General features: G+C 48.9%; 15 protein-coding genes. 14 read left to right on the top strand and 1 reads right to left on the bottom strand.

What is annotated here, in order from left to right:
• Positions 1-10 precede the first annotated feature (10 nt).
• Positions 11-1,258: an extracellular solute-binding protein gene (locus ACR0QN_RS02925; RefSeq protein ID WP_432649699.1), complete on the bottom strand. Its 1,248-nt coding sequence runs from the start codon at positions 1,256-1,258 to the stop codon at positions 11-13.
• Positions 1,259-1,780: 522 nt separating this feature from the next.
• On the opposite strand from ACR0QN_RS02925, the gene flgB reads away from it, so the two are divergent.
• The 14 genes from flgB (at position 1,781) to ACR0QN_RS02855 (ending at position 15,032) form a co-directional block, all read left to right on the top strand.
• On the top strand, positions 1,781-2,224 hold the full coding sequence (gene flgB / locus ACR0QN_RS02920) for a flagellar basal body rod protein FlgB (protein ID WP_432649698.1): 444 nt from the start codon (positions 1,781-1,783) through the stop codon (positions 2,222-2,224).
• Between the two features lie 21 nt (positions 2,225-2,245).
• Positions 2,246-2,731, top strand: a complete 486-nt coding sequence (gene flgC / locus ACR0QN_RS02915; protein ID WP_432649697.1) for a flagellar basal body rod protein FlgC — start codon at positions 2,246-2,248, stop codon at positions 2,729-2,731.
• 39 nt (positions 2,732-2,770) lie between these two features.
• Entirely contained in the window at positions 2,771-3,082 is a 312-nt protein-coding gene (locus ACR0QN_RS02910; RefSeq protein ID WP_432649696.1) for a flagellar hook-basal body complex protein FliE, read from the top strand.
• 29 nt (positions 3,083-3,111) lie between these two features.
• A complete protein-coding gene (fliF, locus tag ACR0QN_RS02905) occupies positions 3,112-4,785 on the top strand; it encodes a flagellar basal-body MS-ring/collar protein FliF (RefSeq protein ID WP_432649695.1) in 1,674 nt (557 codons plus the stop codon).
• Positions 4,786-4,823: 38 nt separating this feature from the next.
• The gene (fliG, locus tag ACR0QN_RS02900; protein ID WP_432649694.1) at positions 4,824-5,834 is read left to right on the top strand and encodes a flagellar motor switch protein FliG; all 1,011 of its coding nucleotides are present in this window, start codon (positions 4,824-4,826) and stop codon (positions 5,832-5,834) included.
• Complete coding sequence (locus tag ACR0QN_RS02895; RefSeq protein WP_432649693.1) at positions 5,827-6,711, top strand: hypothetical protein; 885 nt, start codon at positions 5,827-5,829, stop codon at positions 6,709-6,711. The genes fliG and ACR0QN_RS02895 overlap by 8 nt, the downstream gene beginning before the upstream one ends.
• A 37-nt stretch (positions 6,712-6,748) precedes the next feature.
• On the top strand, positions 6,749-8,056 hold the full coding sequence (gene fliI / locus ACR0QN_RS02890; RefSeq protein WP_432649692.1) for a flagellar protein export ATPase FliI: 1,308 nt from the start codon (positions 6,749-6,751) through the stop codon (positions 8,054-8,056).
• A gap of 24 nt (positions 8,057-8,080) precedes the next feature.
• The gene (fliJ, locus tag ACR0QN_RS02885) at positions 8,081-8,542 is read left to right on the top strand and encodes a flagellar export protein FliJ (RefSeq protein WP_432649691.1); all 462 of its coding nucleotides are present in this window, start codon (positions 8,081-8,083) and stop codon (positions 8,540-8,542) included.
• 90 nt (positions 8,543-8,632) lie between these two features.
• On the top strand, positions 8,633-10,210 hold the full coding sequence (locus ACR0QN_RS02880; protein ID WP_432649690.1) for a flagellar hook-length control protein FliK: 1,578 nt from the start codon (positions 8,633-8,635) through the stop codon (positions 10,208-10,210).
• Positions 10,195-11,814 carry a flagellar hook assembly protein FlgD gene (locus ACR0QN_RS02875; protein WP_432649689.1) on the top strand — a complete coding sequence of 540 codons (1,620 nt, stop codon included), beginning with the start codon at positions 10,195-10,197 and terminating at the stop codon, positions 11,812-11,814. Before ACR0QN_RS02880 ends, ACR0QN_RS02875 begins: the two co-directional genes overlap by 16 nt.
• A gap of 78 nt (positions 11,815-11,892) precedes the next feature.
• Positions 11,893-12,351, top strand: coding sequence for a TIGR02530 family flagellar biosynthesis protein (locus ACR0QN_RS02870; RefSeq protein ID WP_432649688.1), 459 nt, complete (start codon positions 11,893-11,895; stop codon positions 12,349-12,351).
• A gap of 111 nt (positions 12,352-12,462) precedes the next feature.
• A complete protein-coding gene (locus ACR0QN_RS02865) occupies positions 12,463-13,920 on the top strand; it encodes a flagellar hook protein FlgE (RefSeq protein WP_432649687.1) in 1,458 nt (485 codons plus the stop codon).
• 84 nt (positions 13,921-14,004) lie between these two features.
• Positions 14,005-14,190 carry a flagellar FlbD family protein gene (locus tag ACR0QN_RS02860; RefSeq protein WP_432649686.1) on the top strand — a complete coding sequence of 62 codons (186 nt, stop codon included), beginning with the start codon at positions 14,005-14,007 and terminating at the stop codon, positions 14,188-14,190.
• A 47-nt stretch (positions 14,191-14,237) separates the two neighbouring features.
• On the top strand, positions 14,238-15,032 hold the full coding sequence (locus ACR0QN_RS02855; RefSeq protein ID WP_432649685.1) for a motility protein A: 795 nt from the start codon (positions 14,238-14,240) through the stop codon (positions 15,030-15,032).
• Positions 15,033-15,121 lie beyond the last annotated feature (89 nt).

The raw sequence follows: 15,121 nt of genomic DNA, 5'->3' as shown, positions 1-15,121 counted from the left end.
AGTTCACCTCTTATTTTTCCGCAGGAGGAGCCGTTATCCCCTCCGTCATTTCGTCAAGAAGCTCCCGGAGATCCCTTCCGTCGCTGTTTCCTGATATTATCACCGTTCCGAAAGCATATGCGGGAGTCCAGAAAGTATCTGCCACGTTCTGCAGATGACCGTAGGCTGACTGCTCGGAAAGAGCGGCAAGTGCCGGCGACGCTTTCACCTCAGGCGAGTCTGCTGCCTTGATGTTTGAAGGGCATTCTCCTCTTGCATTGAAGCGGGCTGTCTGATTTTCCTCGTTGGTGAGCCAGCGTGCAAGCTCCATTGCCCAATGAGGCTCCTTCGTATTGGCATTTACGCCCACGTATTTATAGCCTGCGAAGCTGTGCATCTGCACCTGTCTGCCGCAGACGGTATATTCGGGAAGCTTTGCGGCAGCAAAATCCTCTCCCCAGGCTTCGGAAACAACGCTTGAGTTCCAGGTGCCATTTACGCCTGCAATAATGCTTCCGTCCTTTACTCCTGCCTTGAAATCGTCATCTGAGCCGCTCACAAAGCCCTTGTTTGAGGCGATCTTCAGCATCGCTTCCGCAACATCCAAGCCACGTATGGGGGCAGTCTGTGAGTTCCAGTCGCAGGAATTTGTAACGCCGTCCTCATTCATATCAACGCTCAGTCCTGCGCCCTTGAAAAAGGAATAGATGTACCAGCCGCTTGAGAAGTCCATATAGACCTTTTTGCCGTTTTCTTCGGCTATCTCAAGGAGACGGTCAAAGCTTTTCACGTCCTCCTCGGTGTAATAGGCGCTGTTGTAGTAAAGAAAATAGCCGTTGCTGGCAGTCTCGGGATATGCGAAGAGAGTGCCGTCAAAGCTTGCTCCCAATATAGAGCCGTTGTCTTTGCCGCCGTTTGCTGTTATGATCTCATCGGCATTTTCGGTGACGGGAAGAAGCGCTCCTCCTCTCCTCAGCGGCTCAAACTGATCCGCCGCAAAGGAGAACACATCCGCAGCATTTTCGGGAGAGCTGAGGACCGTGTCCTTGCAGGTCTGCTCACTCTCGGCGCTTATAGTTATATTAAAGGAAGCCTCGTCCTTGTGAACTTCGGAAAAGGCGCTCACCATCTGAGAAGTAAGATCCGTTTCCTCAAACGGACACCACACGGACAATGTGACAGAAGGAAGCGGCTCTGATGTTCCCGATGCCCCGCAGGAGGCAAATAAGAGCGCCGCAGCAGCAGCGCATACCAGCTTTCCTTTTTTCACGCAGATCACAGCTTTCCTTACATTTTTCGGTAATTTTCTTTTAATTATACCATATTAAATGAGTATTGTCAATGTTTTGTAAAGGATCATTGTAAAATGCTGTCTTTTTTTGTATAACTTTCTTTATATTTGAAAGATACTGCCGAAAATATGCAGGTGCAGTAAGATTTGCCGAAAGTTTACATTTCCCATAAGCCGTCAGGAAATAACGGAATATTGCAAAAAAACTTTGGGCATATTGCATATATTATCCCGATATTAGGGAAGCTTTTTCCATATTCGTGTCGAAAATTGTGGAATTTATAGAAAATGAATATATTTTTTAATAGAATTTTGTCACCCAAAACGGCAATTACTGCATTTTTGCTCTTGTAATTTTTTGTGTTTTGATGTATAATTAGTTTAGCTATAAGTGTGCTTATAGGCAAACTGTACCCTGAGGAATATTTCTTTTAACAAAAAAGACAGCTTCCAAAGGCTTAAATTTGGTATTTACGACAAGTTTTACGATATAGAAAGGAGCCATCGCTTATGGGACTTTTCGACAGCGCTGCATTCAAAATAACCGAGCAGGGCCTTGACGCTGCCTGGTACAAGCAGCAGGTCATCAGCCACAACATCGCAAACATCTCCACCCCCGATTACAAAGCAAAAACCGTAAGCTTCGGGCTGATACTCAAGGAGAAGTCAAAGTGCCCTTATCACGGCTACAAAAGCTGCCCTCACGACAGGCTGAGCAATAATTCCGATACTGCCGAGGTGGCAGGCAGCAATGCTTCAAGCGGCAATCAGGGGGACGATCTGGTATGGGTAAACACCACCTATGAGACCAACACCAGCCAGCTTCTGAACGGCAACAACGTTGACATTGAAAAAGAGGGTCTGGAGCTTGTGGACGTTAAATATCAGTACCAGACTATGATAGACTATATGAACAGCCAGTATTCTATGATACGCAGAGCAATCGGCAAGTAATACCGAAAGGAGATCGTTGCTATGGGATTTTTAAGTTCCCTTGATATAGGTCACTCGGGTCTTTCCGCACAAAGGCTCAGAATGGACATTATCTCTCAGAACATCGCAAACCAGGACTCCTACAACACCGCCACAGGCGAGCCTTACTGCCGCCAGCTTACGGTGATAAGCGAGAAAAAGGATTTTGCGGGCATTCTGAACAAGTACACCACAAGAGATGAGTCCACTCACCGGAGAGGCGTTTACTACAGGGCTAATCAGGACAAGTACAGAATGGCAGGCGCTGAGATAACCGCTGTCATTGACGACACCGCTCCTATGACCCCTGTTTACGACCCCGAAAATCCTCTTGCAGACGAGAATGGCTACATTTATCATTCAAACGTTGACAACACCAAGGAGCAGACCGACCTTATGGCAGCTCAGCGTGCTTATGAGGCAAATGCTTCGGCTATAGAAGTTGTCAAGGCTATGATGAGCAAGGCTCAGGAACTGAAGGGCAACTGATAAATATACCATTATTATATAAGGAAAGGATCCGATAAAATGTACATCGTTCCTATAAGCTCCGCAATCACGCCCCTTGACATTCTCTCTCAGAATGAAACGGCTGCTGCGGACAAGAGCAAGACCGACTCTCCCTCCTTTGCGGACGTTTTCAGAGAGGTCATTACAGATGTTACCGAGACACAGCAGGTCGTGAATGAAGATTCTGCCCGTCTCGTTATGGGCGAGATAGACGATCTCCACACAATTTACAACAACCTCACCAAGGCGGAGATAGCCGTTGAGACTTTCGTGGCTGTCAAGGACGCCTGCCAGCAGAGCTACGATCAGATTATGCAGATGAGTATGTAACCGCCTGCCGAGAAGGGAACTAACAGGGAATGAACGAAAAAGTACAAAAGACCATAACCACTGTTAAGGAATACTGGGGCAGGCAGTCAAAAAAAACCAAGGGCATTTACATAGGCGGTCTTGCGCTGGTGCTTATCATCGCCATTGTTGCGGTGGTGCTTCTTAACAGAAAGGAATACGTTGTCCTCTATGAGGGGCTTGAGACCTCCGAAGCTGCGGAGATAGTCCAGCTTATTGAGGAATCGGGATATGAATGCACCCTCCGCTCGGGCGGCACTATCATCGTACCCAAGGGCACGGAGAACGCCATTGCTATGAACCTGGCAATGCAGAAGTACCCCAAGTCTTCCATTGACTACAGCACTTACACCGAAAATGTGGGAATGTTCACCACAGAGTCGGAGAAAAGGCAGTACGAGCGTATTGCTGCTGAGGAAAGGCTCTCCGCCATACTCTCTACCTTTGAGGGCGTTCGTGAGGCAACTGCTACTCTCACCATACCCGAGAAAAAGAACACCGTTATCGAGGCATACAAGCAGGAGCCGTCGGCTTATGCGGTGCTGTACCTTGAGGACGGAGTAAAACTCTCAAACGAGCAGATCGAGGGTATGACCTACCTTATCACAAGCTACGGCATCAAAGAGGAAAACGTTACCTTAGTTGACAACTATGGCGTTCTTCTCTTAGCCGAGGACACTCCTGCAGATGTGGTGGCAGAGGAGACAAGAAAGCTTAAATTCAAGACAGACCTTGAAAATCAGATACGTGAAAAGATAGAAGCCCTGCTTATCCCCGCTTACGGCGAGGACGGCTTCTCGGCAGCTGTCAATATGGTGCTGAACTTTGACAGCAAGGTCTCCGAGGACACACGCTACACACCCTCCACCAATGACGAGAGGGGTATGCTCCAGCACACCGACGCAGAACAGGCAAGCGGCAATACTGTTGTTGAAGGCGGCGTTCAGGGCGTTGAGACAAATGCCGATGACACCTATCCCGAGGGAAATACCGGCAACAATGGTGCCTGGACCGAAAATTCCGTTTCCAACACCTACCTTGTAAACACCTACAAGGAGCAGGTGGAAAAAGCAGGATATGTTATTGACGGTCTTTCCATTTCGGTGCTTATCTACACCGATTATCTCCCCGATACAACAAGACAGAACCTGGTAAGTCTCGTTGCAAATGCAGCTACGGTAAATCCCGCTGTTGCTCAGGACGTTGTTACCGTTACCAACCTTCAGAAGGTGGGCGAAGCTGCTCCTGCAGAGGCTCAGACCTTCCTCTTCGGCCTAACTCTCAATCAGCTTGTTATTCTGGGCGCAATTCTTCTTGCAATACTGCTTATACTCATAATCGTGCTCGTTTCTCTCAGATCCAAGAGCAAAAAGAAGAGAACCGCTTTCGAAAGGACTCTTCTCGAACAGCACGCTCCCGCAGACGGAGAACCTCTGGTGGAAAGCTTCTTCTCTCTCGGAGACGAAACCTCTCCCTCTGTGGATATCCCCAGTCTTAATGCTGACTCGGGAATGGAGACCAAGGAGACTATCATCAGGAGAGAGCTTACGGATTTCGCTCGGACAAGCCCTGAGATCGTGGCTCAGCTCCTCAGAAGCTGGATGCACGAGGAGGAGGAAAATCCCAAATCCAAGAAAAAGAACAGCAGCAGCGAGCCTGCTCCCCAGGCTCCCGCAGAGCAGTAACAGCTTTCCCCTCTTAATGCCCGAAAGGAATGTTTTAAATGAGCGATCTGCTTGAACTTACACCAAGACAAAAAGCTGCTGTGGTCATTACCGCTCTCGGAACGGACAATGCCGCAGGAGTTTACAAACACCTTAACAACGACGAGGTAGAAGCTCTGACGATGGACGTTTCCAGTCTCCCATATCTCGAAGCGAATGTGGCGGACTCGGTATTAAACGAATTTTACGAGCTTTGCCTTACCCAGAAGGTCATCACCGACGGCGGCGTTGAGTACGCAAGAGACGTTCTTACCAAAGCCTTCGGCGAGGAAGTGGCTGCAAAGCTGATGAACAAGATCACCAAGTCTATGCAGTCCAAGGCATTTGAATTTGTCAGAAAATCCGACTACAAAAATCTGCTGGCTATCGTTCAGAACGAGTACCCCCAGACCATTGCCCTCATTCTCTCCTATGCGACTTCGGAGCAGGCTTCCGCTGTGCTGAACGAGCTGCCTAAGGAGAAGCGTGTGGAGGTAGTTGAGAGAATTGCCAAAATGGACTCCGCTTCCCCCGACACCGTCAAGGCAATAGAAGCTACTCTTGAAAGAAAGTTTGCTTCCGTTGTTTCTATGGACACCACCGAGGTGGGCGGCATAAACACCGTTGCGGATATCCTGAACAAGGTAGACCGCTCCACCGAAAAATACATCTTCGACGAACTCTCAGTCAGAGACCCTGTTCTGGTGGAAGAGATCAAGAAGAAAATGTTCGTATTCGAGGATATCCTCTCTCTCGACTCTATGTCCATTCAGAGATTTATCCGAGACTGCGACACCAAGGATCTTTCCATTGCCATCAAGGGCTCCAACGAGGAAGTGGCTGCCGCTCTCTTTGCAAATATGCCTCAGAGAATGCAGGAGTCCATTCAGCAGGAGATCGAGTATCTGCATAATATCCGTATGCGTGACGTTGAGGAGGCTCAGCAGCGTATCGTAGGCATTATCAGACATCTTGAGGAAGAGGGCGAGATCGTTATCGGCAAGGGCGGAGATGATGAGATAATTGCTTAAAATCGTTAAATCAAAGGTATATAATTTCGACAGCTCCAAGCTTGTCCCTGTGGGCGAGCAGGAGCAGAAGAAGCCCGAGCCCGTCCCCGAGGAAGAAATTCCCGAGCCTACTCCCGAAGAGATAGCCGCTAAGCAGGAAGCAGAGCGTGCAAAACGCCTTGAGGACGAAACAAAACGCTTCAACGAGGCTGTGATAAAGCGTTCCGACGAGATAATCTCCGCCAGAAAAAAGAAGATGGACGAGGATTACGACAGGATCGTTGCGGCAGGACGAAATTCCGCCGACAAGATGATCGAGGACGCCAGATCAAAGACCAGGGCGGTCTTTGCCGCAGCCGAGGAGGAATGTGACAGGCTAAGGGAAAGATCCCGCAAAGAGGGCTTCGAGGCAGGTTTTGAGGCAGGTAAGGAAGAAGCGCTGAGGAAGTGCGAGAAGTACCTTGAGACCGCAGGTGCACTGCTTTCCGAGATAAACTCGAAAAAAGAAGCCTATTACATCTCCCACGAATACGAGCTTTGCGAGACTGTTCTCGATATGGTGAGGAAGATCACCCTTTCAGAGATAAAGACCGACCCCGAGGTCATTGACCGCATTGCTGCCAATGCCGCTAAAAGTTTCCGCAATTCCGATTACGTGAAGATATCTGTGGCGCAGGGCGAGGCTTCAAGGAATTTTGTTACGGACAAGGAATTTGTTAAGTCCCTTATCCCGTTTATTCCGGAAGTAGAGGTGGAAGAGCTTGACCCGCTGGACGCTCCACCGGGCACGGTGGTTCTTGACAACGGCTCGGAGATAATCGACGCTTCTATCCCCACTCAGCTTGATTTCTTGAAAGAAATTATGAAAAACTCACATAAGGAAGAGCAGGAGGAATAATATCCCCTGCCTATACACATAGATCGAGGTTATGCAGATGGACTTTAAGGCTGTAAGAAACGCTGTGCGAACGGCTGAACTTTACCGCTATCAGGGCAAAATTGAAAAGATCATCGGTATGACCATCGAGGCAAGCGGCCCTGTCTGCAACATCGGCGATGTCTGCCGCATTTACAAGAAGGGCAGGTCGGGCGAGTTCATATACGCCGAAGTGGTGGGCTTCCGCCACGGTACGGTAATGCTTATGCCCTACACCGACATTGAGGGTATAGGTCCCGGGTCGGTGGTGGACAACACAGGCGACAAGCTTAAAGTCGGCGTTGGCGACTGCCTTATCGGCAGGGTCATAAATGCGGTGGGAGACCCCATTGACGGCGGCGCTCCTATCAAAACTATGGAAAGCTATTCCATTGCGGGAAAGCCTGTCAATCCCCTGACACGTCCTGCAATACACGATATTATCCCCTTTGGCGTAAAGGCGATAGACGGACTGCTTACTATCGGCAGAGGTCAGAGAATGGGCATTTTCGCAGGCTCGGGCGTTGGTAAATCAACACTTCTCGGTATGATCGCAAGAGAAGTAAAGGCGGACATCAACGTTATCGCTCTTGTGGGCGAGCGAGGCAGAGAGGTCCTGGAATTTATCCAGAGGGACTTGGGTCCAAAGGGTATGGCAAGATCGGTACTGGTAGTTGCTACTTCCGATCAGCCCTCTATGATGAGAAACAAATGCCCTATGACAGCCACCGCTATTGCCGAGTATTTCAAGGACAAGGGCAAGAACGTGCTTCTGATGATGGATTCTCTTACACGTTACGCTATGGCTCAGCGTGAGATCGGTCTTGCCACGGGAGAGGCTCCCATTGCAAGAGGCTACACCCCTTCAATTTACACGGCTATGCCCAAGCTTCTTGAAAGGGCGGGCAACTTTGAAAACGGCTCCATTACGGGAGTTTACACCGTGCTCGTTGAGGGCGACGACACCAACGAGCCAATTTCGGATACCGTAAGAGGTATCATTGACGGTCACATCATTCTGTCAAGAAAGGTGGCGGCGAGAAACCATTACCCTGCTATCGAGGTGCTGGATTCGGTTTCACGTCTTATGTCGGAGATCGCTCCCAAGGATCAGCGTGACGCTGCCGCAAAGATGAGAAATCTCCTTGCCACTTATTACGCAAACGCCGATCTGGTCTCCATCGGAGCCTACAAAAAGGGCACAAATCACGCTCTTGACGAGGCTCTCAGGAAGATCGACAAGATAAATGCATTTCTTCAGCAGTCCACCGACGAGGCGTTTAGCTTCGAAGAAACGGTGAAGATGATGAAGGAAGCTGTAAGCTAAGCCTTTTTGAGGAGGTAATTTCCTTTGAAGAAATTTCAGTTTACTCTGGACAAACTTCTTGATTTCAAGGATCAGGTCCTTGAAAAGGAGAAAAACAGTCTTGCTTCCTTAATCGCTCAGAAAATCGAAGCAATGGAGCTGAAAGCCGCTCTGGAGCAGGAAATGCGTGAGGCTCAGGACGATTTCAACTACAGGGCGCAGAAAGGCATTTCCGCTATGGAGATGTTCATCTTCAAGGAGCATCACAACACACTGAGACTTCAGATAGAGGACGCTAAGGCTTCTATCGCTTCTCTGGAGGCGGCTGTGGAAAAGCAGCTGGGTGTGGTGACGGAGGCCTCGAAAGAGGTCAAGAGCCTTGAGAAGCTTGAGGAAAAGCAGCTTGAGGACTACAATTTCAAGGCGGCAAAGGCTGACGAGCAGTTCATTGAGGAATATGTGAACGGTGCGTCGGTAAGGGCGGCTATGGCGGAAAACGCCGTTTAAATCACGGTCACAATGCATATCGCCGTTTTCTTCTGCACGGCGGCAGGCGTTTGACATATACATTTTATGTTGAAAGGAGGTTTGATCAGAATGGGCGAAATTGCAATGCCGGCAGAGCTTATGGCGGCGATGAACATCTTCGGCGGCTCGGGTGATATGACCCTTGCTTCGGCGGAGAACGGTTCTCAAAACGGTTCATTTGACGCTGTTTTAGGGCTTCTGATGGCAAATTCGACTCAGGTACAGACTGTTCCCGAGATGACGGAAACTGAGGCTGACCCCGAAATCAGGCTGGCGGATATACTTTCCGAGGCTCTTAAAGGGAATGGGGAAACAAAGCTGCCCGAAATTTTCTCGGAAAAGGGTGCAAAGGCGTTTATTGAGACCCTTTCACGTTTTCTTCCCGAGTATGACGGTGACGAGCTTCCCGAGGAGACTGTTTCTCTTTGGAATGATGTCCCGCCCGAGGAAAAAAAGGCTTTTGCAGAGCTGCTTTATGCGGCGGCTGAATTTTCCGAGGACGAAAGCACTCAGGCGGATAAGTCTCCCGAGGATATCGTAAAAATCGTCTCCGAACTTGTTGTAAATTCGGCAAAGAAACCCGAAAAAAAGGTCTCCGAAAAGCCTGATATCACAGATGAAGCTATTCTCATTCAGGGAATGAACCTGTTTCGTCCTGTGGAGACGGTATCTTTTGACAAGATCGGAGAGGAAAATCCGGCTTACAGCGAAACGGTGAGTACCGTGGAAAATGAACCGGTACAAGATCCCGGACGGGACAGACTGCAGGCGACAGACACAGGTCTCCCCGTTCAGACAGAAAATGCGGAAGCCACAAAGGCTCAGAATACCGAAAAGATACCCTTTGAGGATATTCAGTCCGCTTATGAAAAGCTTTCCGAGGCAGACCCCGAGGATATAGTAAGCTTTTGCAGAAAACTGGCTGACGAGCTTAACGTTTCCGTAAAGGAAACAACTCCCGAAGCTTTTAAGGAAACCGCTCCCGAACTGACCGATAACGGTCACATAGGATATGGCAGACAGGGTATTCAGGGGCTTATGTCACGGGTAAACAGGCACGATGAACTGCCGGTCGACATCGGTGCAAAAATAATTCCCGAACAGGCTGAAAATAAGGGTGCTGTTACGGATATTCCCCTTGACGAAAGCATTCCCGAAAACGAGGATATCTCGTCCCAGATAATGCGGCAGATAGACCTTTACAAGGACATTTTCAGCGAAAGCTTCTCTGAAAGAGAAATTTCTATGAAGCTTAGTCCCGAAGCTTTAGGCAGCGTCGAGATCAGGATCAGGCGCTCGGACAAGGGCTTTGAGATCACATTCACAGCTGAAAAAGCAGAGGCTGCAGAGCTTATCGGAAACAAGGCTTCGGAGCTTAGCGATGCGCTTGCTTCGAGAGGTATCGCTCTGAAAGAGCTGTCGGTAACACGCCAGATCGTGACAAACGAGTCGGACGGAAACCTTACGGACGGAACACTTTCCGGAAACGGAGGACTCTACCAAGGCGCTCAGAACGGTCAAAGCGGCTCGGGCAGACATTTTGAGTTCGGCGGACAGGCCCCTTCGGACGGCACTTCGGAAGCTGCTGACGAAAGCGCTTCGGATCTAAACTTTAACAGGGAGGCGAAACTATGGGTATCAGCGTAAACGACTTTTCCGCAGACAGCTTATCGGGAAAGGTTTACTCGAAATATTCCACGACTGAAATCGACACCAATGTTACAGACAGCGACAGCTCAAGCTATCTTGATTTTGACGGCTACTTAAAGCTCCTTACGGCTCAGATGTCAAATCAGGATTTCAACAACGCTATGAGCGACTCGGAATTTATCCAGCAGATGGCTTCTTACTCTATGATGGAGGCTATTTCCCAGCTCACACAGCAGAATGCGGTCACATATGCTTCTTCCCTTATCGGAAAAGCTGTTACCGTTCAGACAGGCACAGGCGCTCCCGACACGGGCATCGTTGAGTCTGTTACAGTCACAAGCGACGGCTGCAAGGTACTTGTAAACGGCTCACTTTACGCTACGGACGGCATTACCGACGTGGTTGACGGAACGGTCTACACTCAGCTCAGAAGCTTCGTGGGACAGACTGTGGAGCTTAAAGACGGCGACAACACCGTTACGGGCAAGGTAACAGGTATCGTTATCAAAAACGGCAACGGCTATGTTACCATTGACAACAAGTATTCCTACGAAATGAGCGCTATCACAAACGTTATCAATCCCGAAGGCGAGGAAAGCACAGAAAACGGCGAGTCACAGACCGAAGGCTCCGAAAATGTTTCCGAGGAGCAGACTGACGGCAGTACAGAAACAGCTCAGGCTGAGGAAAATCCCGCAGGCGCAGTTAACAGAGGCGAGGTTTCCGGTACTCTTTATGCTTCCGAGGCTTCCTATAACGCTCTTATGAAAATGCTCGACGACACATCTGACGACGATGACTCCCCCGTTGACGCTGAGCTTAAAACTGCTAATGTAAATTCCCGTCTCGGTGATATGAGCAGATATATGAGCGCAAGCGTTGACACACAGGCAGCTTCTTCCGGTCTTTCAAGCGACCGTATCCCCGCTCCTTATTCCGTCCGAACAGGTACATATTCCTATCAGGATCAGACCGAACCTGCTCAGACACAGTATACAACAGCTTATCAGGCTCAGAGCAAAAATTCTTCCTACGACAGAGGAGAAACTTCGGGAGTTGTAAGCGTTTCCGACAGCGATGCGGAGTCTACAAATCTCTATCAGTACACATCTGAGACCGATTATTCAGATATGCCCTCAAGCACAAGAAAATATGCCGATCAGTATCCCGTTGAAGCGGCTTTTGCTGATTCTGTGGGAACTAAAATGGTGGATATCCGATTTATCGGCAACACAGCAATAAACTCAAAGATCGACACATCTTCCGTTCTTGGCTATACCGAAAGCGGCAGAGCGTTTACGGACATCGGCTGGTGCGGAAAGGGACGTCTCGGCGAGGTCGTTACATTTGCAGACGGCAGACAGAGAGTTGAGATAATCGGTCCCACAGAAGTCTCCTACCTCTACACATCGGGTAAATACACCCTTGATGAGATCTGCGATTACACCATTGTTGACGGTTCGCTCCAGGGCAAGCTTGATCCTTTTGAGACAGCTATACGCCACTATGCAAAGGAATACACCGAGGCTGAAAAGAAGGCTATGGCAGAGTTTGAACAGTATGCCCGCTGGCACGCTGCAACTCAGTACGGCAGGTCCTGAAACGACTCAGTAATTTTCAAAACGGGCTGATAAACGGATATATCACCGTAACTGCGGCTCTAAGAAAGGACTGAAAATATGCTTATCAACGAATATCTGCAGCTGAGAGGCGCTGCGGCTGCCGAACAGACAAGACAGGAAACATCCAACAAAGCTGTCGAGACTCAGACGGCGGACAGTCCCTTTGCGGCAGAACTCAAAAGCCTTATGGCGGCTCAGAGCGGCGCAGGCAATACATATGCAGCCACTCCCACCACCGCTGAACAGCTTGAGATAATGTCGGGCGTGAACTTCTCCCGCCACGCTGTTGAAAGGATAAACCAGCGGAATATCGACGTTCTCACGGGCGGAAAGCTCCAGAGGCTCTCAAAAGGCGTTGAGCTGGCTGAAAGCAAAGGCTCCGACGACGCTCTCGTTATTGTGGACAAAACTGCTTTTGTTGTAAGCGTCCGCAGCAACAAGGTCATTACCGCCGTTGACGCTGACGATATGCAGGGCAATGTCTTTACAAACATCGACTCAACTGTAATTATGTAAACCAAACGTTCAGAGGATAGAAAAAGCTTGGACCTTTTCGGAAAGCTGTTCTCCCGACTGATTGACGGAGAAAATTCCTCTGACGAATAAAAACGATAGGAGTTTTTTGAAATGGTTAGATCACTTTATTCAGGCGTTTCGGGACTTAAATCCCATCAGACAAGAATGGACGTTATAGGCAACAACATTGCCAACGTCAACACCTATGGCTTCAAGGCTTCAAGAACATCCTTCTCCGATATCTACTACCAGTACCAGCGCACAGAGACAGGCGGACGTGCTACCTATGCGGGCAACAACCCCTCTCAGGTGGGCTACGGCGTTCAGGTGGCTTCCATTGACAAGGATATGTCGATGTCCAGCTTCCAAAATACAGGAAGAACTCTTGACCTTGCCATTGCGGGAGACGGCCTCTTTATGTGCGGCACTCTCGACAGAAACGGTCAGATAAACAGCGTTACATACACCAGAATGGGCAACTTCGGCATTGACTCCGTGGGCAATCTCGTTAACGCAAACAACGAGTTCGTTCTCGGTACTATGAATACCCTCAGAATTGACGGCGGTTCATATTCCACCACCGAAATGATCGACAAGGAGCCTGCGGATGCTCCCAATGAGCTTGACATCATCAACGTCAATGACCTGGTATGGGACGCTTTCAAGCCAGAATGCAAGATCGAATTTGACGATGTTGCCGCTAAGTACAAAACCGCCGATGACACAGCTACTCCTCCCAGAAATCAGGTGATTTTCACAGGCACTGATCCCTCCGATACCACCCGTCAGATATCCTTCGACAAGGATATCACAGCTATCGAAAAGCAGACTGACGATGATGTGGAAACTCCTACTGCTGTTCCCGGCGTTGAGGTAGCTTCCGATTATATCCTTTACAGCGTCAATGGAAAATTTGTAAATGCTCAGGGTGTTATTTTCGACCCCGATGCTTCTTCCGAAGCTAATAAGCCCCTTTATATTGACAATGAAGGCAACTACTACACATATAAGTGTATGACCACCAAGGACGCTGACGGGAAGGTCCAGAAAACATATACCTACACCCGTCAGGACGTTACCGACGACGGTACTACAAGAACATTTGCCGACAGCACAGAGATTTACACATATAATCAGGTCACAAAGAACTATGAGGCTCAGGACGCAAGAGGCAACACCATCTATGCGGATATGACCGACGGCTCACTTAAATATTCCGACCTTGACGGCTTTACCATCGGCGCTGACGGCGTTCTCACCGCTCAGTACGCAAGTGAGATGCGTTCTCTTGCACGTATAGAGCTTGCTACCTTCGACAACGTTGAGGGTCTTACCGAGATCGGTGACACCGCTTTTGCTCAGAGCCCAGCTTCCGGCGAGGCAAACATCAAGCGCCCCGGCGACTCCGGTGCAGGCGAGATACAGTCCTCAAAGCTGGAAATGTCTAACGTTAACCTTGCAAACGAGTTCTCTGATATGATCGTAACTCAGAGAGGCTATCAGGCTAACGCAAGAATAATCACCACCTCCGACTCAATGCTTGAGGAGCTTGTAAACCTCAAGAGATAATTTTAAAGCATAATATTTGCAGGGCGCTGCTCACAGCTTTACGGCTGTGGGCAATGCCCGTGCAAAAAATAAGGGGAAAATGTTATGATAATGCTTACCCGTGTAAACGGCACGACCCTGCTTATTAACGAAAGCTTCATTGAAACGGCAGAGGAAACTCCCGATACTGTCGTAACTATGCAGAACGGTCACAGGTATTTCGTAAAGGAAACTGTGGACGAGATACTCCAAAAAGCTATGGAGTTTGAAAAAGAAAAAAATATCCGTTAAAAGGATTTATTATATAGATTTTTTCATCGAAAGGAATTGCTGCTGTTATGAATATAGCGTGGATCATAGGATTTGTGATCGCTGTCGGAATGACTTTTTACGGAATGGTCTCAGGCGGTGAATTGGCGTGGTTCGTAGATATTCCCTCCATTGCAATAGTAGTGGGAGGCACCATAGGAGCGGTCATCGCAAACTATCCTATGAGTACCTTAAAAAATATGGGCAAGCTCTTAAAGCTTGCCATACTCAGCCCAAAGTATGACCCCGAAAGCTACATTGAGCAGATGGTGGATTACTGCAAGACCGCCCGTCAGAAGGGTATCCTTGCTCTTGAGGAACAGGCAAATGCCTGCACCGATACATTTATGAAGTCTGCTCTTATGCTCATCGTTGACGCTAATGACTCGGACAAGGTAAAGTCTATGCTCGACGACTCCATAAACTTCCTCTGCGACAGACACGACCAGAATATCGCTATCTTCAACCGTGCGGCAGGCGTTGCCCCCGCTTTCGGTATGGTCGGAACCCTCTGCGGTCTTATCGGTATGCTTAAACGAATGGACCCCACCGACCCTAACTCCGCTGCCAGCCTTGGAAGCTCTATGGCAACGGCTCTTGTTACCACATTCTACGGAAGCCTTCTTGCCCACGTTCTCTTCACTCCTATCGGAAACCAGCTCCAGTATCTCCACAACAGCGAGGTGCTGTGCTTACAGATAGTCGAAGAGGGTACCCTTGCAATTATCTCGGGCGCAAACCCCAGATATGTTGAGGAAAAGCTCAGAATGATGCTCCCTATGAACACTAAGCCCAAGGGCAAGGCAGGAGCAGAAGCTAAATAATTTACGCAAAACATTGCTCTCTTGTGCATAATGTACAAAATAGCCAAAGTTTTACGGAAAAGTTTTAATCTCATTTTGTAAATATATTG

This window comes from Huintestinicola sp. (genome assembly GCF_050874005.1).
Taxonomy (GTDB): Bacteria; Bacillota; Clostridia; order Oscillospirales; family Ruminococcaceae; genus Huintestinicola.
Note: the sequence above shows the minus strand (reverse complement) of the source record. Positions and strands in the feature narration are given on the sequence as shown.

What these genes read in the sequence shown, in the direction of transcription:
- flgC (WP_432649697.1), top strand. Translation starts at nt 2,246, where the DNA reads ATGGGATTTTTAAGTTCCCTTGATATAGGTCACTCGGGTCTTTCCGCA.
- flgB (WP_432649698.1), top strand. Translation starts at nt 1,781, where the DNA reads ATGGGACTTTTCGACAGCGCTGCATTCAAAATAACCGAGCAGGGCCTT.
- fliG (WP_432649694.1), top strand. Translation starts at nt 4,824, where the DNA reads ATGAGCGATCTGCTTGAACTTACACCAAGACAAAAAGCTGCTGTGGTC.
- ACR0QN_RS02865 (WP_432649687.1), top strand. Translation starts at nt 12,463, where the DNA reads ATGGTTAGATCACTTTATTCAGGCGTTTCGGGACTTAAATCCCATCAG.
- ACR0QN_RS02870 (WP_432649688.1), top strand. Translation starts at nt 11,893, where the DNA reads ATGCTTATCAACGAATATCTGCAGCTGAGAGGCGCTGCGGCTGCCGAA.
- ACR0QN_RS02860 (WP_432649686.1), top strand. Translation starts at nt 14,005, where the DNA reads ATGATAATGCTTACCCGTGTAAACGGCACGACCCTGCTTATTAACGAA.
- ACR0QN_RS02910 (WP_432649696.1), top strand. Translation starts at nt 2,771, where the DNA reads ATGTACATCGTTCCTATAAGCTCCGCAATCACGCCCCTTGACATTCTC.
- ACR0QN_RS02875 (WP_432649689.1), top strand. Translation starts at nt 10,195, where the DNA reads ATGGGTATCAGCGTAAACGACTTTTCCGCAGACAGCTTATCGGGAAAG.
- ACR0QN_RS02880 (WP_432649690.1), top strand. Translation starts at nt 8,633, where the DNA reads ATGGGCGAAATTGCAATGCCGGCAGAGCTTATGGCGGCGATGAACATC.
- ACR0QN_RS02855 (WP_432649685.1), top strand. Translation starts at nt 14,238, where the DNA reads ATGAATATAGCGTGGATCATAGGATTTGTGATCGCTGTCGGAATGACT.
- fliI (WP_432649692.1), top strand. Translation starts at nt 6,749, where the DNA reads ATGGACTTTAAGGCTGTAAGAAACGCTGTGCGAACGGCTGAACTTTAC.
- fliF (WP_432649695.1), top strand. Translation starts at nt 3,112, where the DNA reads ATGAACGAAAAAGTACAAAAGACCATAACCACTGTTAAGGAATACTGG.